We start from the raw sequence: 26,230 nt of genomic DNA, 5'->3' as shown, positions 1-26,230 counted from the left end.
ATGATGCAGCGCACGAGGCAACGATGGCGGACGATCCCAACCCAAAGCAGCCACAGCCGACCGCGGAAACGGTTGGCATCTTCGCGGCTCTGTCATCGAAGCGAGCGATCGGCCCGTATCGCCTGATTGACCTGTTGGGCGAAGGCGGCATGGGCGAAGTGTGGATGGCGGAGCAGGTCGAGCCGCTGCGCCGCACCGTCGCGCTGAAGCTAATCAAAGCCGGTATGGACACGAAGGCGGTGGTCGCCCGCTTCGAGTCTGAGCGCCAGGCGCTGGCGCTGATGGACCACCCGAACATCGCCCGGGTGTTTGACGCCGGCTCCACGCCCGAAGGCCGCCCGTACTTCGTAATGGAGTACGTACCAGGTCAGCCCATCACCGCCTACTGTGACCGGCAGAAGCTCGCCCTCAAGCAGCGTCTCGAACTATTCATTCAGGTTTGCGAAGGGGTGCAGCACGCGCACCAGAAGGCGATCATCCATCGCGATCTGAAGCCATCAAACGTGCTGGTTCAGGAAATCGACAAGCGTCCGGTTCCGAAGATCATCGACTTCGGATTGGCGAAAGCAACCGGACAACGCTTGACCGAAGCAACCATGTACACCGAAGTGGGTGCGCGCGTCGGGACGCCGGCATACATGAGTCCCGAACAAGCCGACGCCAACGAGCGCAACATTGATACGCGCACGGACGTGTATTCGCTCGGCGTAATCCTCTACGAGTTGCTCACGGGAGTGCTGCCGTTCGAGCCCCAAGACACCACCGCGGACGAGATGCTCCGCAAGATTCGTGATGAAGAAGCGCCGCGGCCGAGCACAAAGTTGAGATCGTCCACGCAGAACGCTGTGAAGGTCGCCGAGCAACGTCAGGAGCAGCCGCAGACGCTGATCCGTCATCTGCGCGGCGAGCTTGACTGGATCGTGATGAAGGCGCTGGAGAAGGACCGTGGCCGGCGCTATGGAACACCGACGGAACTGGCTGCCGATGTGCAGCGCTACCTGAAAAACGAGCCAGTGCAGGCAGGCGCACCGAGCACCCTCTATCGCGCGCAGAAGTTTGTCCGGCGGCATAGGTTCGGCGTTGCGACGGCGTCGGTGGTGCTGCTGCTGTTGATCGGATTCGCCGTGACGATGGCAGTACAGGCAAAGCGAATCGCCAAGGAGCGTGACCGCGCCAATCGTGAAGCCGAGGCTTCGAAGCGGGTGGCAGACTTCATGACAGAGATGTTCAAGGTCTCCGATCCGAGCAATTCGCGCGGCAACACGATTACGGCGCGCGAGATTCTCGATAAGGCTTCGAAAGAGATCGAGACCGGACTCTCGAAAGATCCGGAGTTGCAAGCGCGCCTGATGAACACGATGGCCAACACTTATTACGGGCTCGGCCTGTATAGCGAAGCGACGGGGCTGTACCAGAAGTCAATTTCGGTTCGCGAAAAACTGTTCGGTGCGAACGATACCCAGGTGCTCGACACACGGACGGAACTGGCATGGGTGCTGTCGGAGGTTGGAAAGCTAGACGAAGCGGAAAAGATGGCGACCCAAACGCTCGAGGCTGATCGGCGCGTTTTGCCGAAGGATGATGCACGCACTACGAAAACAATGAGCACGTTGTCGTGGATCCTGCAGCGCGAGGGGAAGTTTCCTGAGGCCGAGAAACTGGAGCGCGGAGCACTCGCGATCCAACAGAAGACGGCTGGGCCTGACGATCACGAGACGATTGACACCATGCTCGCGCTGTCGGCGACGACGGGCGAGGAAGGAAAGTACGACGAGAGCGTTCAGGTTGAGAAGGACGCGATTGCTGCAATCCGCAGGACGATGGGAGCTGACAATCCTACCGCAATTTCCGCAGAGACAAACCTTGCCGTCACGTTGATGTACGCGGGCAAGTACGAGGACTCGGCAAAGGTATTGCAAGGCAATATTGAGCAGCTGAAGCGGGTGCTTGGACCGGAGCATCCGAAGACGCTATTTGCAGAGGCAGTGCAGGGGTCGAACCTGGAACGGTTGGGGAAACCTGACGAAGCGATTGCCACCCTACGCTCCACCGTCGATACGATGCGACGTGTTATGGGCGCCGACAATCCGGATACCCTCTCTGCCTCAATGACGCTGGCGACGGCCCTGAGCGACGCAGGTAAGTTTGCAGAAGCGGAAAGCATCGCCCGCGATGTACTCGACCGGTACCGGAAAACGGTAGGGAATGACAATCCGCATACGACGGATGCGATGGGTACGCTCGCAACCGTGCTCGTTCATGAAAAGCGGTTTGCCGAGGCAGACAAGTTTTTCGCGGAGTCGGTGGAGATCATCCAGAAAAGCGGACGCACGACCGACCTTGGCTCCGCGCTTTACAACTACGCGTGCGGTGATGCAATCGCAGGAAGCCGAGACAAAGCGTTCGAACATCTGACGCAAGCGATTGCGACGGGCTACGCGCCTGCTCCCGAGGCGATGGAAGCGGACAACGATCTGAAGTCGCTGCACGCCGACCCGCGCTTCGCCGAGACGATAGCTGACGCCCGCAAACGCGCCGGTCAAAAGTAATCCTTTACTTCGCGGCGATGTGGCCGCGAATCACCGTGACCGAAGCTTTCGGCAGTGTGAAGACGGATTGTCCGTCGGCAGCAAGGATGCGCGTAACCGCCGGGCCGTCAGGATTGGCGTGGCTATTCGGGCCGTCGTTGATCCAGACATATTGTTCGCTGCCGAAGGTGACGAACGTGGTCGGTCCTTCAAAATGCGAGCCGGCATCGCCGTCGAAGTTGATCTTCACATCGTGCGGGGTGTTCTCGTCGCGATTGACGAGCATGAGCGACCAGTTGCCGTCGGGACGATGCACGGCGTATGTGGTGACGAGAGTGTTACCTTGCGCATCCTTAATGTCGGAAGACGAGGGGAACATCTGGTGCACGCCGGAGCGATGCTGCACCCACTCGATATTGATCATGCGTGCGGCAAACCAGGGCGAGGTATAGCCCTTGATGTTGTAGCGCTCGTCGGCGACGAAGTTCGACCACGACGCCCAGCCGAGACAGGTTTCATGGATGTCCTGCGGCTGGATAGGCGAGTGATGGAAGACCGCTCCGCCGCCTTCGAAGAAAGAGCCCACGTTGTCGGAGAGCCAGAGTGCTGCGAAGATCGTCGTCATGGGTCCGGTAAGCTGCGCGGCGAGATGGTTCTCGGTCACCATGAGCGGAACGTTGGCCGGCACGCCGTCATCACGCCAGGTTTTCAGAATTCCTTTCATCAACTGCGGCTCTTCGTAGAGCGACTTCCAAGTGATCTCGCAGGGCTCGAACGGATAGTGTTCGAACGATACGAAGGCGAGATCGTCGAGATGGCCGTGGTCTTTGAGGTAAGCGACGAAGCGCCCCATCCAAGAGATGCGGCCCTTGGCGTCGGGCCATAGAGTGATGTCCTTGTTGACGCCCTCGAAGATCGGGCCGCCGAGCTTTAACTTCGAGTCAACCTGGTGCAGGGCCTTCGCCCACTGGATGTAAAGGGCCGCATAGTCCTCCGGCATGGCGTGCTTGCCGTCAGGCTCTTCGCCGAGTTCGACGTAGCCGATGGAATAGCCTCGTTTCTGGATATAAGCGATTTGTGCCGCGGCGTCTTCCGGCGTGCCGTAGAGCATGGTGACAGGAATCGTCGCGGGCAAGCCGTTGGTGATCCCACTGGTGAAGAACAGGTCAAAGCCGGTGTGCTGGTAAAAGCCGTCGTCCTTTACGTCTTCGGAGGAGTGCCAGGGATCGATGGAGGAAGCGGTATAAGTGATCTCTTTGTCGGAAGCCGCACGAGGTGCTTCGACGAAATGGCCGGGCTTATCGAGGCTGCCGGCTTGAATCGATTGGATGGCATATCCGGCGCAGTTGCGCGAGTCTTCCGCGCCGTGCTCGTCGCAGGTGTTGGAAGACTCGGTCATCCAAACTCGGACGTAACGGGTGGAGACTGGGGCAGCGGCGAGTTTCAACGTCGCGGTGCCACCTTTTGCGTGCTTCAGTTCGCCCGATGCGAAGGTTTTCCACTCGCCTTTGGGGCCACCGTCCCACTCCAGAGGTTCTTTGCCAACCCAGTAATCGACGGTGTAGGTAGCTGCGTAGGGTTCGGCCCACTGGATGCGAACGGCGTTCACCGATTTTTCGGATTGCAAATCCACCACGACCCATTGCGGATGGAGCGCGTCGCTCTCGCCGGTGAATTTGCTGGTCAAATAGGGGTTGCTTTTCCAGTAGGTAAGGTTCGGGCTTTCGATTGGGCGATCCCCGCTGGTGGCAAAGCCTCGATGGGGAAGACCATAGGAAAGACTGTAGCGAATTGGCTTTTTGAGCTCGGTGCTGCCGATGAAGTATCCGCTGCGATGTGTTGGGTCGCTCCAGGTCCCTTCAGCGTTCCAGTGCAAATAGGCCATGCGCAACTCGCTGTTATTTCGATAGGTGATCGGCCCCCATCCAGCGGAGAGCGATTCCTGGAGAATGTGCGGCGAGTACACCTTCTCAATGTCGTAGTGCGAAAGGACGTCCACGGAGCTGCCGAGGGCCTGGTCGGGATCGAAAGAGTTCAAAATGTGTTGAGGATTGGTATCCACGCGAATAGTGCCGACAGCAGGTTGCGCGAAAGCAGTAGTTGTTGCCAAGGACAGGGATAGGAGAACAACGGCAGTATTGAATCGTTTCAAAATTCCGCCTCGAAAAAACCGCGCTGACGGCTCGCGGTGTTCTTGATGAGTCACTTTACTGCAAAATGTGAATTTGAAAAGCAATTTATCAGCGAACGTTTGTTGTTCTTATAATCAGGACAGAGATTCTGCAATGAAGAGACGCTTTGCGTGGGTTCTCGGGTTCGTGATGGCATGCGCGCCGGCCGTTGCTGTCGGACAGCATCGGGGACACTCGACCGGGGCCACCACACCGAACGAACCTCCGGTTGATGAGGACCTGACGAAATTCGCGCACGCCGTAGAGTTGCAGGCGTCGCCGCGACAGGTGCTGCACTTCGGCCAGTTTACGCAGAGCACGGGGGCGGCGCGGAAGAAAGCGCAGGCCATCGTGAATCACGCTACAGCGGACGTGTTGCACGGCGCCGATCCACTGATTGACCTGCTCGACGATCTGCAGTGGGAGGGTACGCGCTTCTTCGCGAGCTTTACCCAGATGCAAAAGTCGGGATTGAAGCCGGTGACGAAGAAGCTGGGTAAGACGAACGACGAAATCAAGCGCCAGGCCAAGGCATTACAGGGCGCACGCGCAGCAGCGAATGAAGGCGAGATCCTGGCCGTGTCCGCCAAGCTGGATGAAACACTCGCGAAGTTCGAGGGACAGCAGAAGGCGCTGGCGCGTGAGATGGGGATCTCGGACGACGAGAGCGGAGAGTAAAAAAGAGAAACCCCGTCCTATCACATCGCGGACGGGGCACCCGGTCTTATTTCAAAACTGTTAGCTGCGAAATGAACTCGGCCTTATCGATGCCGTGGACCTTCTTGTTGTATTCATCGACCTTCGACGAATAATTCATCGAGCAGAATTTCGGGCCGCACATCGAGCAGAACGCCGCTTCTTTGTAATACGCATCCGGAAGCGTCTCGTCGTGCATCGAGCGGGCGGTCTCGGGATCGAGTGAAAGATTGAACTGCGACTCCCAGTCGAAGGTGTAGCGGGCGTGGCTGAGGGCGTTATCGCGGTCCTGAGCGCCCGGACGATGACGGGCGACGTCGGCAGCGTGGGCGGCGATCTTGTAAGCGATGATGCCGTCCTTCACATCTTTTTCATTCGGCAGACCGAGGTGTTCTTTCGGCGTCACGTAGCAGAGCATAGATGCGCCGTGCCAGCCGATGATCGCCGCGCCGATCGCGCTGGTGATGTGGTCGTAGCCCGGAGCAATATCGATGACAAGCGGGCCGAGAGTGTAGAACGGCGCGCCGTGGCACCACTCCACTTCTTTCTCCACCTGCTCTTTGATCTTGTCGAGCGGCACGTGGCCCGGACCTTCAATCATCGTCTGTACGTCGTACTCCCAGGCTTTGGTCGTTAGTTCGCCTAGAGTTTTAAGCTCGGCGAACTGCGCTTCGTCGCTAGCGTCGGCAATGCAGCCCGGACGCAGGCCGTCGCCCAACGAATACGAGACGTCATACTTCTTCAGAATCTTGGTGATGTCGTCGAAGCGTTCATAGAGGAAGTTCTGCTTGTGATGGTGGGCCATCCATTGCGCCAGGATCGCGCCGCCGCGGCTGACGATGCCGGTGATTCGCTTGGCGACCAGCGGCAAGTACTGAATGAGCACGCCGGCGTGGATGGTCATGTAATCCACGCCCTGCTGTGCTTGCTCCTCGATCACTTCGAGCATGAGATCGGCGGTCAGATCTTCAATCCGCTTCACCCGCGAGACCGCTTCGTAAATCGGCACGGTACCGATGGGCACAGGCGAATGACGGATGATGGCTTCGCGGATGTCGTGGATGTCGCCGCCGGTAGAGAGGTCCATCACCGTGTCTGCGCCATGATGCACAGAGGTGTGGAGCTTCTTGAGCTCGGTTTCGACGTCGGACGTAACGGCGGAGTTGCCGATATTGGCGTTGATCTTGCAACGCGACTCAATGCCGATGGCCATCGGCTCAAGCTCTGGGTGATTAATGTTGGCCGGAATGATCATGCGTCCGGCGGCAACTTCGGCGCGGATGATTTCGGGGCTCACGCGCTCGCGTTCAGCGACAAAGAGCATTTCCTCGGTGACGAGGCCCTTGCGCGCAAAATGCATCTGGGAGACGTTGTCGTCTCCGGTGCGGGCAGCTTCTTCTTTGCGCTTCTTGACCCATTCTGCGCGGGCCTGAGGGACAGTGGGGGTGCCGTTTCCGTTGCCTTTGGAGCTGCTCATAACTCTGGATTCTCCCTGCATCAACTAAAGGGAGATTATACGCGTCAGGAATCGTGGTTTCGATGCCTCGCGGAGTGGCAAATTGGCGAGGATAGATATCATTAAGAGGGGTTATTGAAGCCGGATAAGGAGAATCATGCCACTCACTCAGCTCGACACTAAAGCCGCGCTCATTCTGATTGATCTCCAAAAGGGAATCGTCGCCCGACCGACGGCGCATCCGGCTGCGGAGATTGTTAGTCGCGCGGCACAACTGGCGCAGGCATTCCGAGACCGCGGGCTGCCGGTCATCCTGGTGAACGTGGCGGGGCGGCCACCCGGACGGAACGATGCGGGACCGATCAAAATGCCGTTTCCACCCGACTGGACCGAACTGGTGCCGGAACTGAACGTGCGTCCGAGCGATCATCGGCTGACCAAGCGTTCTCTCGGAGCATTCGCAACCACTGAGTTGCACGAGCTGTTGGAGAAGCTGACTGTAACGCAGGTTTTCATGGCCGGGATCTCGACCAGCATTGGGGTGGAATCCACGGCGCGGTATGCCTACGATCTTGGCTACAACATGGTGTTTATTTCGGACGCGATGACCGACGGCAGCGCCGAGTCGCATCGCCACAGTCTGGAGAAAATTTTCCCCAGGCTGGGGGAAATTGAGACCACGGAGAACGTTCTGGCGCGCCTTAAAGCCTCGTAACCCGGAAGTTAGCTCGATCCCCCGTAAGTAGCATTTGATTCTCGCGCGAGAGGCTCGTATCCTTTACGGCAGGGGTTGAACTCTGCATGTCTGAACGAAAGCCCAGCTACACGCGCTTTGCGCTCGCGATTGTCTTCGTGCTCGTGCCCATCGGCTACTTGGCCGTGACCGGCGCGCGTGATAAGGACATTGCGAGCTATTACAAGACCATCCAGGAGATCCAGACCATGGGTCCGGAGGTGTATGAGAAGCGACTGCGCGTGGCCGGAACCGTGGCCGAGGGCTCGATCAAGCGGCAGGGCACCCGCGTCGAGTTCACGCTGGAAGAGCAGGGCAAGACGCTGAACGTGAGCTACATCGGCACGGAAGCTCCGCCGGACACGTTCAAAGACAAATCGCAGGCGCTGGCCGAGGGCAAGATGGGTCGCGACGGCGTGTTCCATGCCCAGAAGATTCAGGCCAAGTGCGCTTCCAAGTACGCGCCAAAGCAGGACGGCACCACGCCGACCAACACGGCGCAAAGCGGCAGCGCTCAGCCCTCGATGTAACATACCTCCGAGTTTCCGGAGAACTTCAACCGAGTGACTACTTCCACCCAGCCGATAGCGACTGAAGCGACGGCAGCGGTGTCTTTAAAAGACATCGTCAAGTTCTTCGGGCGCTTTGTCGCGCTGCGACACGTGTCGGCGGAGTTCGAGAGCGGCAAGCTCTACGTGATTCTCGGCGATAACGGGGCGGGGAAGTCCACTCTGTTGCGGGTGATGACCGGGCTGCTGAAGCCGTCTTACGGTGAAGTGAAGCTGCTGGGCGAAGCGCCTTGTGAGAGAGCACAACGCTTTGGTTATATGGGCCACGCGCCCCTGCTCTACGACGAACTCACTGGTGTGGAGAACCTGTCGTACTTCGCCGGGCTTTATGGGATGGATGCCGACGAGAAGGTGAAGCATGCGATTCTCACTGTCGGCCTCGATCCCGATCTTGATCGGCGAGTAGGGAACTACTCGCAGGGTATGCGGCAGCGAATGTCGCTAGCGCGCTCGATCATTCACAATCCCGATGTGCTCTTCCTCGACGAGCCGTTTTCCAACGTGGATATCAAGTCCGCACAAGACATGGCAGCGTTGCTCGGAACGATGCGCAATGCAGGGAAGACGCTGTTCGTTGTGACGCACCAGCCTGCAGTGCTGGAGGACGTGGCCGACCAGTACATCGTGATGAACTCGGGGCAGATTATCGAGCGTCGGAAGGAGTACAAGGCATGACTCCTTCGTTTAGCTCGGTGCTGGCATCCTCGATTCGCAAAGACTTGCGCATGGAGTGGCGCTCCAAAGACGCGATCAATTCCATGCTGTTCTTTTCGCTGCTGGTCGTCGTGATCTTCAGCTTCTCGTTCGATCCCACGGCCGAGACTTCGCGCGAGATCGCCGGCGGATTGATCTGGACGTCGTTCCTGTTCGCAGCGGTGGTCGCGCTAAATCAAACTTGGGCGCGTGAGCTGAAGAGCCAGGCGCTGGATGCGTTTCGCGTTTCGCCAGCGCCGCCGAATTCGCTGTTTCTGGCGAAGGCGCTGGGGAACATGATTTTCGTGACGCTGCTCGAGTGCCTGATGGCGCCGCTTTTCACGATCTTCTACAACCTGCGCGCTCTGGGGAACTGGAAGCTTCTGCCGGTGATCGCAGTGCTGGGAACGTGGGCGCTGGTGGTGAATGGCACGTTCTTTGCGGCGATGTCGATTCGTACGAGGATCCGCGAGACGCTGCTGCCGTTGATTTTGTTTCCGGTGTCGCTACCGGCGCTGCTCGGCATGGTAAGCGCGACTTCGGCGGTGCTCACCGGAGACAACTCCCCGATCGTCTGGCTGAAAGTGCTGACGGTATATGATGTGGTGTTCACAACAGTTTGTTTGTTCCTGTTTGAGACAGTCATAAACGCAGAATGAAAACGGCCTTTTTTGTTGCGGCTGCGGCCGCCGTTGCACTTTTAGGGTTCAGCACCTGGCAAGGGCTCTACGTCGCGCCAACCGACGCCTTGCAGGGCGATGTGCAGCGCGTGTTTTACTACCACGTCCCCTGCGCCTGGGTGGCGGGGCTCTGCTTCTTCTTTAACTTCTGCGCCAGCATCTGGTATTTGATCCGCAAGGATTCACCGGCCGACGCGTTCGCGCTCGCCTCCGCGGAAGTGGGTGTCGTGTTCTGCACCATCGTGCTGATCACCGGGCCGCTGTGGGCGCGTCCGGTGTGGGGCATCTGGTGGACATGGGATCCTCGCCTGACGAGCACATTCGTCCTGTGGCTGATCTACTGCAGCTACTTGATCCTGCGCAAGTTCGCTACTGGCGGACAAGGTGCAGTCCTCGGCGCAGCGCTGGCGATTTTCGGATTCGTGGATGTCCCGATCGTCTATGTTTCGATTCGCATCTTCCGCACCCAGCATCCGCAACCAGTGATCGCGGGCGGCGAGAATTCGGGACTGGAAGTTCACATGCTTCACGCCTTCCTTTGGAACCTCTTGGCATTTACTATTCTCGGCCTGGTGATCGTATGGGCGCGTTATATCGTCCAGCGCATTGACCAGCAGGTGGACGAAGCCCACAAGCAGCGTGCGTTGAGCATGGGAGGGAACGCGTGAACTCTGTTGCCTTCATGCACGCGGCCTATATCGTAGTCTGGGTGATTCTCGGCGGGTACTCCGCCGACCTCGTAGCGCGATACGTGAAACTGAGGAAGGAACTCAGAGACCTCAAGAAGTGAGCACGACTCCGGCCCAATCGAATAACGCTCCATCCACTGGCGTATTGCCGGTAATCGCGATCGCCAACCTGATCGTATGCATTGGCTTCGTCTTGTTTTCGCTGCCGTTTTACTGGAAACAGATTCATATCCTGTATAGCTGGCCCGAAGTGGAGGCACAGGTGGTGCGCTCGCAGGTGGTTCCAGCGAAAGCCGATGTTCCAGATAGTGGATTGCGCTATTACGATTCCGACGTCCAGCTTTTATTCACGGTGAATGGGCAGCCGCACTTCGCGGAAGTCGTATCGCATCGCAGCCCAATGGTGGCGAAGGTCCGCTACGAGACCAACAAGTTTCCGGTCGGGAGCCACCACAAGATCCGCTATAACCCTTCCAATCTCTCTGATGTGCGCGTGAATGCCGGGTTCAACCGGCGGTTCTTTTTTGCCCCTCTGCTGATTTCCGGTTTCGGCGCGATCTTCGCAATCTTCGCTCTGATCTTCTGGGGCATGGCTCGCAGCAGTCGGCGTCGAGTCGCTGCGGAACAGATCTCCTAAATATTTAAGCGGAGTGTTGGCGTAGTTGCGTTGTCGCAACGCGGGAAAAGCGCCTGCAAATAATTCCCGCAACTCCGGACGTTTCTGGCGTTCCAGTGTCTAAGACACTCGGAGGCTGGAATGCGCAAACTTGCCGTATGGCTTCTCCTCGTTAGTTCCTCTTTCGCTCAAAACACGCTTAAACCCGCTCCAGTCGCAGCTGAACGCAGCTCGGAAGCCACACGGCTTCCAGTGCGCAGAGTTGTGCTGTTCAAGAATGGCGTCGGGTACTTCGAGCATGTTGGCTCGGTGAGTGGCTCGCAGAGTGTGAGTATCGACTTCACCACTTCGCAACTTAACGACGTCTTGAAGTCGCTGACGGTGATTGACCTCGGCAAGGGAAGAATTGCAGGAGTGAACTATACGTCGGTTGAGCCGCTCGATCGTCAGCTTGGCTCGCTGCGAATGGGCCTCGGACAGGACATTACCGGAGCGCAGTTCTTGGCGGCGTTGAAAGGCGCTCGGGTCGAAGTGCGAAGCGGTGCGGCGACATACATCGGACGAGTGCTGAGTGTGGAGTCGCGCGAAATCAAGCGCAAGGGAGACGACGAGGCCACCTCGCATGTGGATTATCTCTCGATCATTACCGACGGCGGAGAACTTCGGCAGTTTGAGATGACACCGACATTGGGCGTGAAGATCCTTGAGAGTGACATGCGCGAGGACGTGACCCGGTATCTGTCGGTTCTGGCGTCGGGACGCGAACAGGACCTGCGGCGGATGGTGATTAACACGGCGGGTGACGGCTCGCGGCAGTTGCAGGTGAGCTACATCAGCGAAGTACCGGTTTGGAAGAGCACTTATCGACTCGTCCTGCCGAAGAACGGAACTAAACCGTTCATCCAGGGCTGGGCGATTGTAGACAACACCGTGGGCGAAGACTGGAAGGACATCGAGCTCTCCCTCGTCGCGGGAGCACCGCAGTCGTTTGTGCAGGAGTTGTCGAAGCCGACGTACGCAAGGCGGCCAGTTGTAGGGCTTCCAGAGACGGCGATGTTGCAGCCGCAGACGCATGAAGCAGCGTTAAACGGGATTGTGGTGAACACGGAATCAGCCGAAGTCGTGGACGTTGGCACAGGTTCCGCGGTTGCGTTGGCAAGGAACCGCGACAAGCTTGAAGGGTACTCTGCGATGGATGGAGCTAATGCATATGACGCCGGTGCGGGAGTAGGCGGCGGCGTTGCTCACAAAATTGTCGCTGCTCCACCCGCAGTCCCACGGATGGCCACTTCCTCCCTTATGGCCACGCAAGCCGCTGTCGCCTATGGCAACGACATCGGTGATCTCTTCGAGTACAAGCTGCGCGAGAAAGTGACGATCAAGAAGAACCAATCAGCGCTGGTGCCGATCATCCAGCAGGTTGTCGAAGCCGAAAAGGTCACGCTCTGGAACCAGAATGAAGCGCGGCCATTGCGCGCCGTGTGGCTCAAGAACACCAGCACCGACACGCTCGATGCCGGTACCTTCAACGTGCTTGAGGACGATACGTTCGCTGGCGAAGGCATCATGGACCCGATCAAGCCGGGCGAGCGTCGCCTGCTTTCCTATGCGGTGGACCAGGGTGTGACCGTCGAACCGAAGAACGAGAGCAGCGAAGAGCAGGTCGCGCGGATCGTGATCAAAGACGGAACGATGTGGCAGAAACGCGAGATCCGCAGTCACCGAACCTACGTGATTCGCAACGCCAATACCGACGCCCGTAACGTGGTGATCGAGCACGCCATCCAGCCAAGCTGGAAGCTGGTGAGCGAAACCAAGCCCGACGAGACGACCGTGACGCATCGTCGCTTCAAAGTCCACGTCGATCCGAAGCAAACGACCAAGCTGAAGGTGGATGAGGCTTATCCGATTTCGAACAGCTTCGTCCTGACCAGCGTGAGCACAGACGATGTCGACCTGTGGATACGCTCGAAGTCCATTACGCCCGAAGTAGAGACGGCGTTGCGCACGGTCATCAATAAGCAAAAAGCGGTAGCGCAGATCAGCCACGAGATCCAAAGCCGCGAAGAGCAGCGGAAGTCCATCTCTGACGACCAGGCGCGTTTGCGCGAGAACATGAAGGCTTTGAAGGGAAGCGCGGAAGAGAAGGAACTGCTTCAACGCTACACGCGGCAACTCAATGCACAGGAAGATTCTTTGGATCGCTTAAACAAGGAGACGGACGATCTGCGGGCGCGCCGCGAATTGGCACAAGCCGACTTGAAGAAGACGGTGGATGAGATGAGCCTCGACGTCACGCTGCAGCAAACCGCCGTTGGGGACTGAGATTTTGCAATTTCATGACACCTCCCGCAGTAGAATGTGGCCGAATTGTGGCGGGTTTGGGGGTGTGTCATGAAATTGCCGCGTTGGTTTGGCTTCGCTTTGCTTTGTTGCGGCCGAATAGCTGCTATGGGCCAGCAGAATGGAGAAGAGGTATCTAACCTCGGGAACTTAAGTGTCAACCTTCAGATTCGAGTGTTGATGGCGGATGACCGCGCGGTCTCGCAGAGCCTTCATGTTCGACTTATGTCCGAAGGGGCGACTGTGTCTACCACCCAGACCGACTCATCGGGCTCCGCTGCGATGACTATTACCCGGGCGGGAACATATCAGATCGAGGTTTCTGGCCCGGGGATCGAGACCACAGATTCCGAACAGTTTCCGATCGTCCGAGCAGACAGGAACCACAACGAAGTCATTCGGGTTGCACTCAAAGGGCAAAAGGTCGAAGGGAAACCCACCGCTGGCGGGGTGGCACCCGCAAGCGGGTTCACTGTCCCTAAAGATGCGAGCAAGGAATTCGATGCCGGCGTCTCAAGCATGCACGCCAGCGACTGGAAGAAAGCCCAAGAGCATTTTCAGAGCGCGATTGATAAGTATCCGAATTTCGACGCAGCCTGGGACAACTTAGGCATGGCGCGTCAAAATGGCGGTGACGCCGCCGGCGCCAAGGCTGCATACCAGAAGGCCCTGGGACTGAACGACCACAACGCCGACGCGCAACGCAATCTTGCGCGAGTTTTTGAGGCCGAGGGGAATTGGCCTGGCGCGGAAGAACTGCTCGTCAAATCGCTCGGGATTGAGCCGAATAATGCCGGATCGCTGACTCTACTTTCCATCGCGCAGTTAAAGCAAAACAAGATAGACGAAGCGATTGCCAGCGCCGGCCGTGTCCACGCCCTCGAACACAAGTCTTACGCGACGGCGCATCTCGTCCTTGCCCAGGCCTACGAGATGAAAGGCCGCACGAAAGATGCAATCTCGGAGTACCAATTGTTTTTGAGTGAAGAGCCGAATGGTCCGCGGTCGGAGGCGGCGAAGAAGAAGATGGCCAAGCTTCAGGCGGCTGGCTAGCTAGCCGTTCTCGCGCGGTACCTGACGTAGGAACGCGAACATCATCGTGGTCGCCCAGTTTGGATGCTTGTGATCCAAGTGTTCCGCCTTCATGCTCTCGTTGGGAAATTCGTTGTGGCAGATCGGGCAAGTGGCGCATATCGGTGTCACCATGTGTATGCCCGTCAATTCCGAGAGAGGAACCAGATTCAACATGCGGACAGAGTAGTCGCCGCTCGCGCCGCACAGAATCCCACCAACGTCACAAACCCTCCCGCTTTTGTGATAGTCCGAAACTGCTGATTCAGCAGACCTTCCGCTAAAACACGGTTGACGATTGTGATGCCTGTTGCCACGCGATTGTGACGTAGGACACAGCGCCATGTAATTCCCGCGCCTATCATCCACGCAGAATGAGCCGCGCGCCACATGGCGCGGTCCATCGCTGTTAACGATCGCGGAGGCGAGCGATGTTTGAAGCCGAGATTGAAATGGAAAAGAAATCCAGCTCATTTGGGCCGGTATTATTTATTGCCCTGCTGGTGGCCTGCATCGGCGCAGGCGTCTTCTACGTCATTCATGAAACCAAGCAATCCATGACGGAGCCGCTGGCTTCGCAGATCATTACGACCATCCTGAAGGGCAAAGGTCCGGCGACTATGCATTTCCGGACCGGCTACATCGTGCAGAACGTCGAAGAGAAGCCGTTCGACCCGCACTACAAGTTGCTCGAAAAAGCAGGACTGATCAAGACCGCAAAGAAGGACATCGGTCTCGTGGTCACCTTGACACCTGCCGGCGAGCAGGTTTTGAGTGGTATCCAGGGGATTAGTCGCACCAAGCGCGCCGAAGGTGGGGAAGCGATCGTCGTTCCGCTCGCCACGCGCAAGCTGGTGGCGATCACCAAAGTTGACAGCCCAACGCCATCACGTGCGACGGTGGCTTACACGTGGAAATGGGAGCCCAATAAGTTGGGCCAGGTGTTCGATGCCTCGAGTTCACTGGTTTCGGCATTCGGCATTTGGGACCGACAGACGCTGATCAAGGACTACGGCGTCGACTTCTATCATGCCGATCCGAAGCCCGAGTCGTTCACGTTTTCGCGAGGCCCAAAGGGCTGGAGCATCGCCGAAGAATAACCCCTCCTTTCGCTCTTCTCTCGAGAAGGCCTGTGCTCGAAAGCACGGGCCTTTTGTCGTCTTCCGACATAGCTCTGAGCAAGTCCATAGCCAATCCTTCGTAACATTCGTAACTTACGTGTTGTGACCACCGTTATATAGCGCTCAATCCCACCTTCGGTGATTATGTGTCACCAATGAGCGGGTTTCCCGGACCCGAATACCCACCACAACCGCTCAAACCTATAGAACCGCCCAGGGCAGGGGTTGTACTTGGCGCGGCACATTGCGAGGGGATGCACAATGTTCGAAGAAGAGATCAGGATGGAAGAGCGGTCCTCCAGCGTAGGGCCGATGCTTTTGATTGCGGCGGTTTGCCTGACGATCGTCGGCACCGCAGTCTACGTGATGCATGAAGCCCACAAGGGCATGAGCCAGACTGAGGCCAAGAAGGCCGTTAGCACCATGCTGGCAGCAAGGGGCCCCGCTACAGTCCATTTCCGCACCGGTTTGGTGACGTCTACCTCGGATAAGGCGACGTCGCCCCGTTACAAGCTCTTGGAAGTTGCCCAGATCATCACCGAAGAAAAGAAGGACAACGGCATCCAGGTGACGCTGACGGAAGACGGCAAGAAGATGCTTGACCACGTTCCCGGCACCACCCATACCAAGAACACCGACGGCACCGAGGAATACTCGGTCCCGCTCGGAACCCGTGAAATCGTTGCAGTGACGGGAGTTAACGTGATTAGCCCGAGCGCTGCGACCATCCACTACACCTGGATGTGGCGTCCGACGCCGATGGGCGATGTGTTCGACCTCGCCGGCGGTTATGTTGGCGGCCTGAACGTTTGGGAGCGCGCCGAACTGGCAAAAGACGGTGCCGACCTCTTCCATAGCGCACCGGTTCCCGACGACTATAACGCTACGAGCGGATGGCAACTGGCGCGTAACTAAGTCAAGGGCAACCAAGGAATTCAACGGAGGCTGATCAGAGTGAGCCCGGCGCAAGCCGGGCTTTCTGCTTTATTGCAGCGTCACCAGGATCTCGATCACTCCCGTGCCCTCAGGCAAGTCCTGCAGGGCTTTCCCGACAATCGCTCCTGTAAGTCGTTGCCGATCGGTGCCCTTCATGGCGTATCCCCGGAGGGAAGAGGTAACCAGGAGGTCGCCGCGATGAATCGGCCCGTTTTCGGTGGTCACTTTGCAGGGAACGATGCCAATCACAGCCATCGGGACCTCGGCTTCGAGGGCGGGGGAATCGATCCCATGAGGGCTCGAGAGCGTGCCAGGCTTTGTGGAATACACGCCCGCTATGAGCGTGGAGTAGGGCTCGGAAGATAGCGTTACTTCACGGTTAGTATCCTCGTCGATGACCAGAACATCGCCCGGTTCGTACGCCGCGCGGTTGCCGCGGACCGCGATGGATTCTGCGAAGTCAGCGCCGCTGTTTTGTACGCCGCCATTCGCAAAGACCTTGCCGGTTCCATCCACACGAAACACGTTTTTGCTGCCGGCGACTCCGATGAGCACGTTTCCGCTGGCAGCGTTAACGAATACGCCACCCGTTCCCGCGCTACTGGTCACGCTTCCCATGACGCCGATATTGTTCCCGGAAGCGGCATCCGCCACTCCGTAGAGTGCAATGCCGGGATAGCCGTGAGTTTTCCCGACCACACCATACGTGGTGTAGCCATTTGCGGGCGGGCTGACCTCACCCCAAACGCCTGTCCCTTGCGAACTGTAAGATTTTCCGAACACTCCGACGTTGGTTCCCGAAGTGTTGACCGCGTATCCGCCGACTCCGTGTCCCTGGAGAGCGCGCGCGGTCCCGGAGATCGCCTCTGCCGAGCCGCTGGCCGCGGTCGTGACACCGTACACACCATTGCCGACGACGCTGTCACTGCGCCCGATCACACCGACGGTGTTGCCTGTAGCTGAGGTAACGATGCCCATGATTCCGGTCCCGCTCGAACTCGCGTTCTCGGCTTTCACGGAAATCACTCCGCCAGTGGTTGCGGTGCTGTTCACCCAAAGGAGTTGATTCACGACCAGGGGTGAAGCCACCGTCGCCAGGGCGGTGTTGACATAGCCGCTTACATTCACACTGCCGTTGACGCCCTGGTCTCCGACGAAACTGTTTGCGCCGAGAGTGGCGTAAGTAACGTTGGTCTTCGCTGCGGCGTCGGTGTTTGCGTTCGTACGCAATACAAAGTCTGAAATCCTTCGTCCTCCGAAGAGGTCGGCGTCGGCAGCTTTCAGTGCATAAGGCACACTCGCGAGTTGAATGCGCGAGTTCGATAGCTCGTTCTCGAGCTGGACTTCCAACCACCGCGCCTGCGTGCTGGAAAACCAGTAGAGCGGCACGCCCTCAGTAGACGCCGCCCCTATGAGCGCGGTGAATTTCCGGTCTTGAACGGTGACCGTTTGCACCTCCTGCCAGAGCGCGGTGCCTCCCTTGGCGGCAGCGTACAAGCGGAATCGTACTGCCACTTCTGTTTGGCCGGCCGGCACGGTTAACGGTACGGTGCCGGAATAGCGGATAACGTGGGGAACTGAGATCGTGCTGGATGATGGCGCGCTTTGCGCTAGTACAACTCCACTCAACAGAAGACCACAGAGAACCAGGGCCCGGAATCGCAAGAATCCTCCTCAAAGCTGTGAGCTATGGGACGCCGCGATTCTAAAGCTCGTTGAGCGAGAAGGTCTGTGGCAGACAGATGCAACAAAGGGGGTACACGTTCCGCAAAGGGAAAAGCAGCGGTGTGTCGCTCACGAATACGGGTAGAAAACAAAGAACAGGAGCGAGAGTGCCGACAACACCCACAGTCCTGGCTTCAGTTCGCGAATGCGTCCCGACACAAGTTTGCAGATGGGATAGAGAACGAAGCCGGCGGAAATTCCGATGGCAATGTTGAACGTGAACGACATCAACATCACCGTGGCAAATGCCGGGATGGACTCCGTGAAGTCGTTGAAGTCGATGTGCGTGATGGGCGAGAGCATGAATAGGCCGACGATGATGAGAGCGGGCCCGTAAGCTTGCGGTGGAATGGCACCCACGAATGGCGCGAAGAACAACGTCAGCAGGAAACATGCGCCGGTGACGAGGACCGTAAAGCCGGTGCGCCCGCCCGCCTCTATGCCCGTCGCGGATTCAACGAAGGCGCCTGAGGTCGTGGTGCCAATTGCAGGGGAGAAACACGTGGTAAGCGCATCCACAAGCATTGGTCGCTCGATCTGCGGCAGGTTGCCGTCTTTGTCGAGGAAGCCGGCGCGCGCGGAAAGACCAATGAGGGTGCCCATGGTGTCCACGAAGGCCATGATGAAGATCGTAAGCACGATCGGAAACGCTCCCCAGCTCAGAGCCCCGCGGAAATCGAGCTTCCACACTATTGGCATTACGCTTGGCGGAAGCGACACGATGTGCTGTGGGGGTGCAACGATTTTTGTCGCAAACGCGACCACCGCCGTCACCAGGATTCCGACGAGGATCGCGCCGGGAAATTTTCGAATGACAAGGATAGAAATTAGTACGAAGCCGAAGATCGCGAGCAGTACAAGGTGGGACGTCAGATGTCCGGCTTTTACCGGTGCTCCATCCACGCCAAGAACAACAAGCCCTGTCTGGTTGAGCCCAATAAACGTCAGGAAGAATCCGATCCCAACCGCAAAGCTGTAGCGCAGGGAAGTCGGAACGCCTTCCACGATCCACTGCCGCAGCTTGAACACCGTGAGAAGAATAAACGCCACGCCGGCGATAAAGATCGCGGCCAGCGCGGTTTCCCACTTGTATCCGAGCATTTTGCAAACGGTGAAGGCAATGAAGGCGTTCTCGCCCATGTAAGGCGCAATCGCGAACGGACGATTGGCGTAGAGACCCATGAGGAAGCAGCCAAAGACCGCAGCGAGAACTGTGGCGACAAATGATGGCCCGGCAGGAATGCCCGCCGCCGAAAGGATCGCAGGATTCACGACCACGATGTAACTCATGGTGGTGAAGGTCGTCAGGCCGGCAATGACTTCGCGGCCGAGAGTGGCGTTGCGTTGCTCAAACTGGAAGTAGCGCGCGATCCCATTCATTGGGAGGCAGAGTAGGTGGAAAGGAGAATGAAGTCAATCCGGCGCGCTTGCAACCGGCGTGTACAATTCCGCAGTCTTCGAAGGGGACCGCATGAGCAATCGTAGAGACTTTCTGAAAATGGGCGCGGGCGTAGCTGCCGCAGCCACCATGGCGACATCAGCATTCGGCCCATCTCAAGGAAATGCGCCGGGGCGCGAGTTGGAAGAGATCACCGTCGCCGAGTTGCAGGAGGGTTTGCGGTCAGGCAAGTGGACGTCGGTCTCACTCACGCAGTCTTACCTGGAGCGCGTTCACGCGCTCGACAGCAGCGGGCCGAAGCTGAATTCCGTCATCGAGATCAATCCCGACGCCGAGCAAATCGCGGCACACGCCGACGCCGACCGCAAAGGAGGGAAGGTGCACTCCGCTCTGCATGGCATCCCGGTGCTGATCAAAGACAACATCGCCACCGCCGACAAGATGCAGACCACGGCCGGATCGCTCGCGATGGTCGGCGCAGGTGCCCCCGGCAACAAGGATGCTTTTGTGGCGGCACAGCTTCGTCGCGCCGGCGCCGTGTTGCTGGGGAAGACGAACCTCAGCGAATGGGCGAACCTTCGCTCGTCGCATTCAACCAGCGGATGGAGCGGCCGTGGCGGCCAGACGCACTGTCCGTACGCGCTCGATCGCAATCCCTCGGGGTCGAGTTCCGGTTCTGGCGCGGCTGTAAGCGCAAGTCTCTGTGCGGTCGCGATCGGCACCGAGACAGATGGCTCGGTCGTCTCGCCCTCGTGCTCGAATGGACTGGTTGGCATCAAGCCCACGGTCGGCCTGGTCAGCCGGTCTCGCATCATCCCTATCTCGCATACGCAAGACACTGCCGGCCCCATGGCACGCTGCGTTGGAGACGCCGCGGCATTGCTCACGTTAATGGCCGGTGCAGATCCAGAGGATGAAGCGACCAAAGCGTCCGAAGGACATATCGCTCCTGACTACACCAAGTTTCTCGATGCGAACGGCCTGCGCGGCATGCGCTTGGGTGTGGTCGCGAAGTTCACGAATATCGCGCCGCCGGTAGACAAACTCTTCCGCGATGCGGTGACGGCCTTGAAAACTGCCGGCGCCGAAGTCGTTGAAGCCCTCGAGTTAGAGAGTTGGGGCAAGTGGGACAACTTCGAAAATCTCGTGCTGTCGTACGAATTCAAAGCCGACCTCAACAAGTATCTCGGCGCGCTTGGTCCGCAGGCGAAAGTGCACTCCTTAGCCGACGTGATCGCCTTCAACGACGCGCACTTCGCGGAGGAAATGCCGTACTTTGCGCAAGAAGAAATGGTGAAAGCTCAGGCACGTGGCGGGCTGGAGACCGAGGAGTATCGCAAGGCGCTCGTCGAGTGCCGACGCCTCACGCGCACTGAAGGGATCGACGCGCTGCTGCAGAAGAACAAGCTCGACGCCCTGATCGGCATCACCGGCACTCCAGCGTGGCCGACCGATTGGGTCAATGGCGATGCATTCGGCTTCAGCAATTCAAGCCTGGCCGCGGTGGCCGGCTACCCGCACATCACTTTGCCGATGGGTTACGTTTTCGGCCTGCCTGCTGGAGTTTCATTCATCGGGACGGCATGGAGCGAGCCGACGCTGATCAAAGCCGCGTACGCCTACGAGCAAGCAACGAAGCATCGGAAAGCGCCGCAGTATCTCACGACGGTGAGCTACAGCTAGCTAATCTCCGGCCGCTTTCTTCGGAGGCTGTGCGACGGTCTTGGATTGCGGCACATCGCTTCGCGACAATTGTGGTTGCTCCAAGGGCGCGTCAATTTCCAGAGGCAACCGCCAATCGCGTGCGGAAATATGTCCCGCATGCACCCATGCGTAGCGTGTGATCAGCGAACCGGCGAGGCTTGACGCTGCGGCCATACGTCTCATGCGGCGGCGTTTTTCGCGGCTGACGAACAACGAGGCGAGGCGCAGTCCCAGCGGGATCGGTCCGGAGAGCATGCCGCCTGCGCGGATGATCCAACCGCTGGAACCGTGTTTCACCGGCTCGGCCACACGATCGGTATTGGTCTCCAAACGAATGCCTTCCGCAGATTCGACGGTCGCAGCGAGTAGTCCTAAAGCTTGGAGCGCGGGGCTGCGATCATGACCGAGCAGTTCCAACGCTCCGACAGCGGAGTTCAGCCCGCTCATACCAAAGTGGATTGGCAGCGTGGTGACATGCTCGTTCCACACTGGAATCGCGGTGGCTCCGAGCAGCACTCCCGTATAGGTGGCAAGCGGTAGGCCGAAGAGGCAGGCAAATCCCTCGGCAGCATCTCCGACGACCTGAATGCCGCGGATCTCGGTGAAGTCGGCGAGCCACTGTGCAAAGGCCGAAGCTCCAGCGAACGAACCAAACGCAGCCAGCACCCACGCGCCCACGGACATCGGGCTCTGCGGCTTGAACACTCGCAGCATATTGAGGAAGCGCTCCGGACGACCGAGATCCGAGATGAGCAATGCGCTCGAGAGCATCGCTCCACCCGCTGCGAGATATCGGCAGTCACGCGAAATGCGCAGGTCTTTGCCGCTCCAGTGCGCTGCGGCTCCGATGATGGCTGAGGCTCCCGCGATCCCGCCGACGAAGAAATACAACGGGATCTCCCACGTCCACTGCGGTTCCTTGAGCAGTGGGATGCCGTAGTAGCCGGCCTCGGGCGACGCGATGGGGAACGGCGCGCCCTCGGGCCGTACGCCGAATCCTTGGACCTGCCGGTGCCGTTCGGCTTCGGCGCGAATTTCTTCGAGACGGCGCTCGCGACGGTTAATGCTGTCGATGCTGACGAGCGGCTTGTGGTCGGTCATCGCTTTGTCCCCAGGAACGCAAAGATGGAACCCGCGAGCAGAATGCCTGCGCCGATAGCGGCGCCTGTCCATCCGTCTTTCAAATATTGCGTAGGCACCTCGGGATTCGGCGGCAAATTATATTGCTTCGGATCGCCGCGCACGATGAATGCCGCATGAGTTCCGCCCACGCTGGTGTGAGTGGGGTTGTAATAATGCACGTCGTCCATGCCGCGCGAGTTCAATTCCTTAATGCGTTCCTGCGCGATCAATTCCATCTCTTCGATCGGCCCGAACTTGATCGACTCGGTTGGGCAGGTTTTCGCGCACGCGGGCTGCAGACCTTCTTTCTGGCGGTCGTAACAGAATGTGCACTTGAACGCGCGGCCGTCTTTCACGTTCTTCTGCACTACGCCGAATGGGCAGGAGACCACACAGTACGAGCAGCCATTGCAGACGTCGGATTGAAGATAAACGCCGCCGAATTCGGTACGCGTGAGCGCACCGGTCGGGCACGCCTCCAGGCAGCCGGCATTCTCGCAGTGCTTGCAGACGTCGGATTCGAAGCCCCACGAGGCGAGATCGGCATCGTTGCCGCCGACGCCCGGCTCTGGCGCGTGTTCGACAAACGACACGTGCCGCCAGGTGGAATGGCCAAGGTGGCCAGTGTTGTCGTAGGAGAAGCCGCTCCAGTCGTAGCCGTCGGCCTCAACCTGGTTCCATTCTTTGCAGGCGACTTCGCAGGCCTTGCAGCCGATACACAACGTGGAGTCGGTGAGAAACGCAGTGACTTGGCTCATGCGGGCTGCTCGGCTTTCTCCCGAACATATTCCGGCGCCGCTTCACCGCGCGGTCGTCGTCCGGGTTCGATGTCGCAGATTAAAGCTTTGGTTTCCATGATGCGCACGTTCGGCTCTTCGCTGATCGCCAGCAGATCGTTGGTCACGTCGCCTTTCACGAGGCCTTCGTAGCCCCAGTGATAGGGAAGACCGATCTGGTGAATGGTGCGGCCTTCCACCCACAGCGGCCGCATACGTCGCGTCACGAGCACGCGGGCCTCGACGGTAGCACGCGGCGTGGTGATCGTCGCGAAATCACCGTGACGCAGGCCGCGTTCCGCCGCGAGTTCGGGCGACACTTCGCAGAACAACTCAGGCTGCAGTTCGGCAAGGTACGACAGCGTACGGGACATGCCACCCGCAGTGTGGTGCTCGGTCAGGCGGTACGTCGTGAGCGCGAAAGGATAGCGATCGTCGCCAAATTTGGAGTAAGGATTGTCGGGGCGGATCTTCTTGTCCGCCGGCGGATTGGAATCGTGCTTTCCGGGATACAGCGGGTTACGGAATTGCGACTCCAGCGGCTCATAGTGGGTGGGAAGCGGACCGTCTTTCAGACCGCTTGGCACCCAAATCCAGCCCATGCCATCTGGATGTAGCATGAATGGTTTATCGCCTGGAATTCCATCTATTCCTTTAACTCCAGGACCTGGCTTGTAGTCGGGCCGTTTCTTCTTGTCGAAGTCGGGCTGATCAATGCCCGTCCACTCCTGCTTTTCGTCGTCCCACCAGACGAGTTTCTTGCGCTCGCTCCACGGTTTACCGTCGGGTCGCGCCGAGGCGCGGTTGTACAGAATGCGGATATCGCTCGGCCACGCGAAGCCCCAGCCATGGCCGAGGTAGTTGGTCGCGGCGCGAGCATTCGCCTGGTTCGTGCGCTCGTCCGGATGAACGCCGGCATAGATCCAGCATCCGCTGGCGGTCGAACCGTCGTCCTTTAACTCCTGGTACCGCGCAACGAACTTGCCAGTATCTATATGGCGCCCATTGATTTCCTGTAGCACTTGGTCGGCGCTGGGTTCGGCTTGCGCGCCGTGAGTGTAGTAGTCCCAGGTGAGTTTGTTGAGAGCCTCGTACTTTTTGCCTGGTTTACCCTCGGCCTTTGCTTTAAGGCGGCGTCCGAGGTGATACATGAACCAGAGCTCGCTCCGGATATCACCGGCAGGCTCGATGGCTTGCTCGCGGTATTGGACGAGGCGTTGGGTGTTGGTGAAACATCCGGCTTTTTCCGCGGTCCCGGCGGCAGGGAAGAGGAAAATCTCGGTACCGATTTCTTCGGTCTTCAACTTGCCGCTAGCGATTTCCGGCCCGCGCTTCCACCACGTCGCGCTCTCGATCTCACTCATGTCGCGAACGACGAGCCACTTCAGCTTCGACATCGCCGTGCGCTCAACCTGACCATTCGATGCGCCGACCGCGGGGTTCTGGCCCATGATGAAGAGCCCTTCCATCTTGCCGTCCTGCATATCGAGCCAGTAGCCGAAGTGCGAGTGGTCGCCCGTTACGCGCGGCAACAAATCGAAGCAGTAGTCGTTCTCGTTCGTGGCGTGTTCGCCGTACCAGGCTTTGAGCAGGCTAGTGCTGAACTTCGGGAAGTTGCTCCAGACGCCGGTTTCACTGCGGTGCTTCTTGTTGTAGCTGGCGAAATCGTTAGCGTCCTTCTCGAAGAACGGCATCGGCAGGTAGCCGGGAAGAATGTCGTAAAGTGTGGGGATATCGGTTGAGCCTTGGATGGAAGCATGCCCTCGCAACGCGAGGATTCCGCCGCCAGGACGACCGATGTTCCCAAGTAGCAGTTGCAGGATCGCCGCGGTGCGGATGATCTGCACGCCCTTGGAGTGCTGGGTGAATCCGACGGCATAGCAGATGGCGGCCGTCTTGTCGGGACCCGACGCATTGCAGAATGTCTCCGCAACTTTAAGGAACTGATCGCGCGGAACCCCGCAGTGTTCTTCGACAAACTCCGGCGTGTAGCGCGCGAAATGGCGCTTCATTACTTGATACACGCAGCGCGGATGCTCGAGAGTGTAATCGGCGTGATACTGCGAGGTCGTACTTGCTTCGCCGCCGCGGTCTTTGCCGTGACCGCCGCTTGCTTCCTGATGTCCCGGTGCGGCCCCGCCAGCATCTTTCTTAGGAGAACCCGCGTAGGCCCAGGTTTCCGGGTTGTATTTCTTGGCTTGCTCGTCCCAGCCCGACCAGACACCGTCGTTTTCTTCGGTGTCCTTGAGGTCGTCGCGCAGGATCACCGGAGCATTTGTGTAATGCACCACATAGTCGCGGAAGATCTTGTCGTGGGTGATGGCGTAGTTAATCAGTCCGCCGAGAAAGAGGATGTCGCTGCCGGCGCGGAACGGCACCCACACGTCTGCCATCGCAGAGGTGCGGGTGAAGCGCGGATCAACGTGGATGATCTTGCCTCCGCGCTCGCGGGCTTCAATCACCCACTGGAAGCCAACAGGATGGTTCTCCGCCATGTTCGATCCCATGATCAATATGGCGTCCGCATTCGCGAGGTCTTGCTGCGCGGTGGTGGCGCCGCCGCGTCCAAAAGAGGTGCCCAGACCGGGCACCGTGCTGCTGTGTCATATACGGGCCTGGTTGCTCACGCAAACCATGCCCAGACCTCCGGCGAAGAGTTTTTTGATCAGGTAGTTCTCTTCGTTATCCAGCGTTGCGCCGCCGAGATGCCCGATGGCTTTCGTCTGCATCACCCATTCGCCGTCCTGCTTCTCGACGAACGACCGCTCGCGCGATTCCCACAGGCGATCGGCAACCATGTCCATTGCGGTTTCGAGATCAAGGTCTTCCCAGTCGGCGCCGTAGGGTCGGCGATACCTTACTTTGAGTAGGCGCGAATCCACGGTGTGTAGCTGGTACGTTGCAGCGCCTTTTGGACAGAGCCGTCCGCGCGAGATCGGCGAATCGGGATCGCCCTCAATGTTGATCAGCTCGTTGTCTTTGTGGAAGACGAGTTGACCACAGCCAACGCCGCAATACGGGCAGATCGAGCGCGTGACTTCGGCGCCAACGTTACGAGCCCGCAAGTCGCGGGTTTGTCCGCTCATCGCGGTTTCGCCCGTTGCCTTCCAATCTCTGTTTTGAATCTGTCGTACCACCGGCCAGCGCGAGAGCAGATCCCTAAGCAAGACTTCACCCCTCAATAGGTTAAGAGGAACCGAAG

General features: G+C 58.7%; 22 protein-coding genes. 14 read left to right on the top strand and 8 right to left on the bottom strand.

The window, feature by feature from the left end:
* Positions 1-23: 23 nt before the first annotated feature.
* Positions 24-2,549, top strand: a complete 2,526-nt coding sequence (locus tag ACID345_RS25470) for a serine/threonine-protein kinase (RefSeq protein ID WP_011523112.1) — start codon at positions 24-26, stop codon at positions 2,547-2,549.
* Positions 2,550-2,553: 4 nt separating this feature from the next.
* On the opposite strand, the gene ACID345_RS11905 is transcribed toward ACID345_RS25470, so the two are convergent.
* The gene (locus ACID345_RS11905; protein ID WP_041856592.1) at positions 2,554-4,638 is read right to left on the bottom strand and encodes a discoidin domain-containing protein; all 2,085 of its coding nucleotides are present in this window, start codon (positions 4,636-4,638) and stop codon (positions 2,554-2,556) included.
* 175 nt (positions 4,639-4,813) lie between these two features.
* Between ACID345_RS11905 and ACID345_RS11900 the strand changes: the two genes are divergently transcribed.
* On the top strand, positions 4,814-5,377 hold the full coding sequence (locus ACID345_RS11900; RefSeq protein ID WP_041855659.1) for a hypothetical protein: 564 nt from the start codon (positions 4,814-4,816) through the stop codon (positions 5,375-5,377).
* A 46-nt stretch (positions 5,378-5,423) separates the two neighbouring features.
* On the opposite strand, the gene thiC is transcribed toward ACID345_RS11900, so the two are convergent.
* Entirely contained in the window at positions 5,424-6,872 is a 1,449-nt protein-coding gene (gene thiC / locus ACID345_RS11895; protein ID WP_041855658.1) for a phosphomethylpyrimidine synthase ThiC, read from the bottom strand.
* Positions 6,873-7,008: 136 nt separating this feature from the next.
* Here thiC and ACID345_RS11890 point away from each other — a divergent pair, with 136 nt between their 5' ends.
* The 9 genes from ACID345_RS11890 to ACID345_RS11855 all read left to right on the top strand — a co-directional run bounded on the left by ACID345_RS11890 (position 7,009) and on the right by ACID345_RS11855 (position 14,227).
* The gene (locus ACID345_RS11890) at positions 7,009-7,566 is read left to right on the top strand and encodes an isochorismatase family protein (RefSeq protein WP_011523108.1); all 558 of its coding nucleotides are present in this window, start codon (positions 7,009-7,011) and stop codon (positions 7,564-7,566) included.
* Between the two features lie 86 nt (positions 7,567-7,652).
* Positions 7,653-8,114, top strand: a complete 462-nt coding sequence (locus ACID345_RS11885) for a cytochrome c maturation protein CcmE (protein WP_011523107.1) — start codon at positions 7,653-7,655, stop codon at positions 8,112-8,114.
* A gap of 33 nt (positions 8,115-8,147) precedes the next feature.
* Positions 8,148-8,828: an ABC transporter ATP-binding protein gene (locus ACID345_RS11880; protein WP_011523106.1), complete on the top strand. Its 681-nt coding sequence runs from the start codon at positions 8,148-8,150 to the stop codon at positions 8,826-8,828.
* Positions 8,825-9,505, top strand: coding sequence for a heme exporter protein CcmB (locus ACID345_RS11875; protein ID WP_011523105.1), 681 nt, complete (start codon positions 8,825-8,827; stop codon positions 9,503-9,505). Before ACID345_RS11880 ends, ACID345_RS11875 begins: the two co-directional genes overlap by 4 nt.
* Positions 9,502-10,194 carry a cytochrome c biogenesis protein CcsA gene (ccsA, locus tag ACID345_RS11870; RefSeq protein WP_011523104.1) on the top strand — a complete coding sequence of 231 codons (693 nt, stop codon included), beginning with the start codon at positions 9,502-9,504 and terminating at the stop codon, positions 10,192-10,194. The genes ACID345_RS11875 and ccsA overlap by 4 nt, the downstream gene beginning before the upstream one ends.
* Positions 10,191-10,316 (top strand): CcmD family protein, encoded by a 126-nt coding sequence (locus ACID345_RS26330; RefSeq protein ID WP_083763729.1) that lies wholly within the window; start codon positions 10,191-10,193, stop codon positions 10,314-10,316. The genes ccsA and ACID345_RS26330 overlap by 4 nt, the downstream gene beginning before the upstream one ends.
* Positions 10,313-10,852 carry a DUF3592 domain-containing protein gene (locus ACID345_RS11865; protein ID WP_011523103.1) on the top strand — a complete coding sequence of 180 codons (540 nt, stop codon included), beginning with the start codon at positions 10,313-10,315 and terminating at the stop codon, positions 10,850-10,852. The genes ACID345_RS26330 and ACID345_RS11865 overlap by 4 nt, the downstream gene beginning before the upstream one ends.
* Positions 10,853-10,972: 120 nt before the next feature.
* On the top strand, positions 10,973-13,156 hold the full coding sequence (locus tag ACID345_RS11860; protein ID WP_011523102.1) for a DUF4139 domain-containing protein: 2,184 nt from the start codon (positions 10,973-10,975) through the stop codon (positions 13,154-13,156).
* Positions 13,157-13,417: 261 nt separating this feature from the next.
* Complete coding sequence (locus ACID345_RS11855; RefSeq protein WP_187148994.1) at positions 13,418-14,227, top strand: tetratricopeptide repeat protein; 810 nt, start codon at positions 13,418-13,420, stop codon at positions 14,225-14,227.
* Here the strand turns inward: ACID345_RS11855 and ACID345_RS26930 are convergent, their stop codons facing one another.
* Positions 14,228-14,380: a hypothetical protein gene (locus ACID345_RS26930; RefSeq protein ID WP_187148993.1), complete on the bottom strand. Its 153-nt coding sequence runs from the start codon at positions 14,378-14,380 to the stop codon at positions 14,228-14,230.
* A gap of 296 nt (positions 14,381-14,676) precedes the next feature.
* On the opposite strand from ACID345_RS26930, the gene ACID345_RS11845 reads away from it, so the two are divergent.
* Both ACID345_RS11845 and ACID345_RS11840 read left to right on the top strand, forming a co-directional pair.
* Entirely contained in the window at positions 14,677-15,345 is a 669-nt protein-coding gene (locus ACID345_RS11845; RefSeq protein ID WP_011523100.1) for a hypothetical protein, read from the top strand.
* A 303-nt stretch (positions 15,346-15,648) separates the two neighbouring features.
* Entirely contained in the window at positions 15,649-16,281 is a 633-nt protein-coding gene (locus tag ACID345_RS11840; RefSeq protein ID WP_148210095.1) for a hypothetical protein, read from the top strand.
* A 69-nt stretch (positions 16,282-16,350) separates the two neighbouring features.
* Here the strand turns inward: ACID345_RS11840 and ACID345_RS25465 are convergent, their stop codons facing one another.
* Both ACID345_RS25465 and ACID345_RS11830 read right to left on the bottom strand, forming a co-directional pair.
* Entirely contained in the window at positions 16,351-17,817 is a 1,467-nt protein-coding gene (locus ACID345_RS25465) for a hypothetical protein (protein ID WP_148210094.1), read from the bottom strand.
* A 279-nt stretch (positions 17,818-18,096) separates the two neighbouring features.
* Positions 18,097-19,407, bottom strand: a complete 1,311-nt coding sequence (locus tag ACID345_RS11830; RefSeq protein WP_011523097.1) for an NCS2 family permease — start codon at positions 19,405-19,407, stop codon at positions 18,097-18,099.
* 91 nt (positions 19,408-19,498) lie between these two features.
* Here ACID345_RS11830 and ACID345_RS11825 point away from each other — a divergent pair, with 91 nt between their 5' ends.
* Positions 19,499-21,109 carry an amidase gene (locus tag ACID345_RS11825; RefSeq protein WP_011523096.1) on the top strand — a complete coding sequence of 537 codons (1,611 nt, stop codon included), beginning with the start codon at positions 19,499-19,501 and terminating at the stop codon, positions 21,107-21,109.
* Here the strand turns inward: ACID345_RS11825 and nrfD are convergent, their stop codons facing one another.
* Genes nrfD through fdh form a run of 3 tightly spaced genes read right to left on the bottom strand, consistent with a single transcriptional unit; the run spans position 21,110 to position 26,210 of the window.
* Positions 21,110-22,231, bottom strand: a complete 1,122-nt coding sequence (nrfD, locus tag ACID345_RS11820; RefSeq protein WP_011523095.1) for an NrfD/PsrC family molybdoenzyme membrane anchor subunit — start codon at positions 22,229-22,231, stop codon at positions 21,110-21,112.
* Positions 22,228-23,010 (bottom strand): 4Fe-4S dicluster domain-containing protein, encoded by a 783-nt coding sequence (locus tag ACID345_RS11815; protein WP_011523094.1) that lies wholly within the window; start codon positions 23,008-23,010, stop codon positions 22,228-22,230. The genes nrfD and ACID345_RS11815 overlap by 4 nt, the downstream gene beginning before the upstream one ends.
* Positions 23,007-26,210, bottom strand: a complete 3,204-nt coding sequence (fdh, locus tag ACID345_RS11810; protein ID WP_266190227.1) for a formate dehydrogenase — start codon at positions 26,208-26,210, stop codon at positions 23,007-23,009. The genes ACID345_RS11815 and fdh overlap by 4 nt, the downstream gene beginning before the upstream one ends.
* Positions 26,211-26,230: the final 20 nt, after the last annotated feature.

This window comes from Candidatus Koribacter versatilis Ellin345, assembly GCF_000014005.1.
Classification (GTDB): domain Bacteria; phylum Acidobacteriota; class Terriglobia; order Terriglobales; family Acidobacteriaceae; genus Korobacter; species Korobacter versatilis_A.
This window is presented reverse-complemented; position numbering and strand designations above follow the sequence as displayed.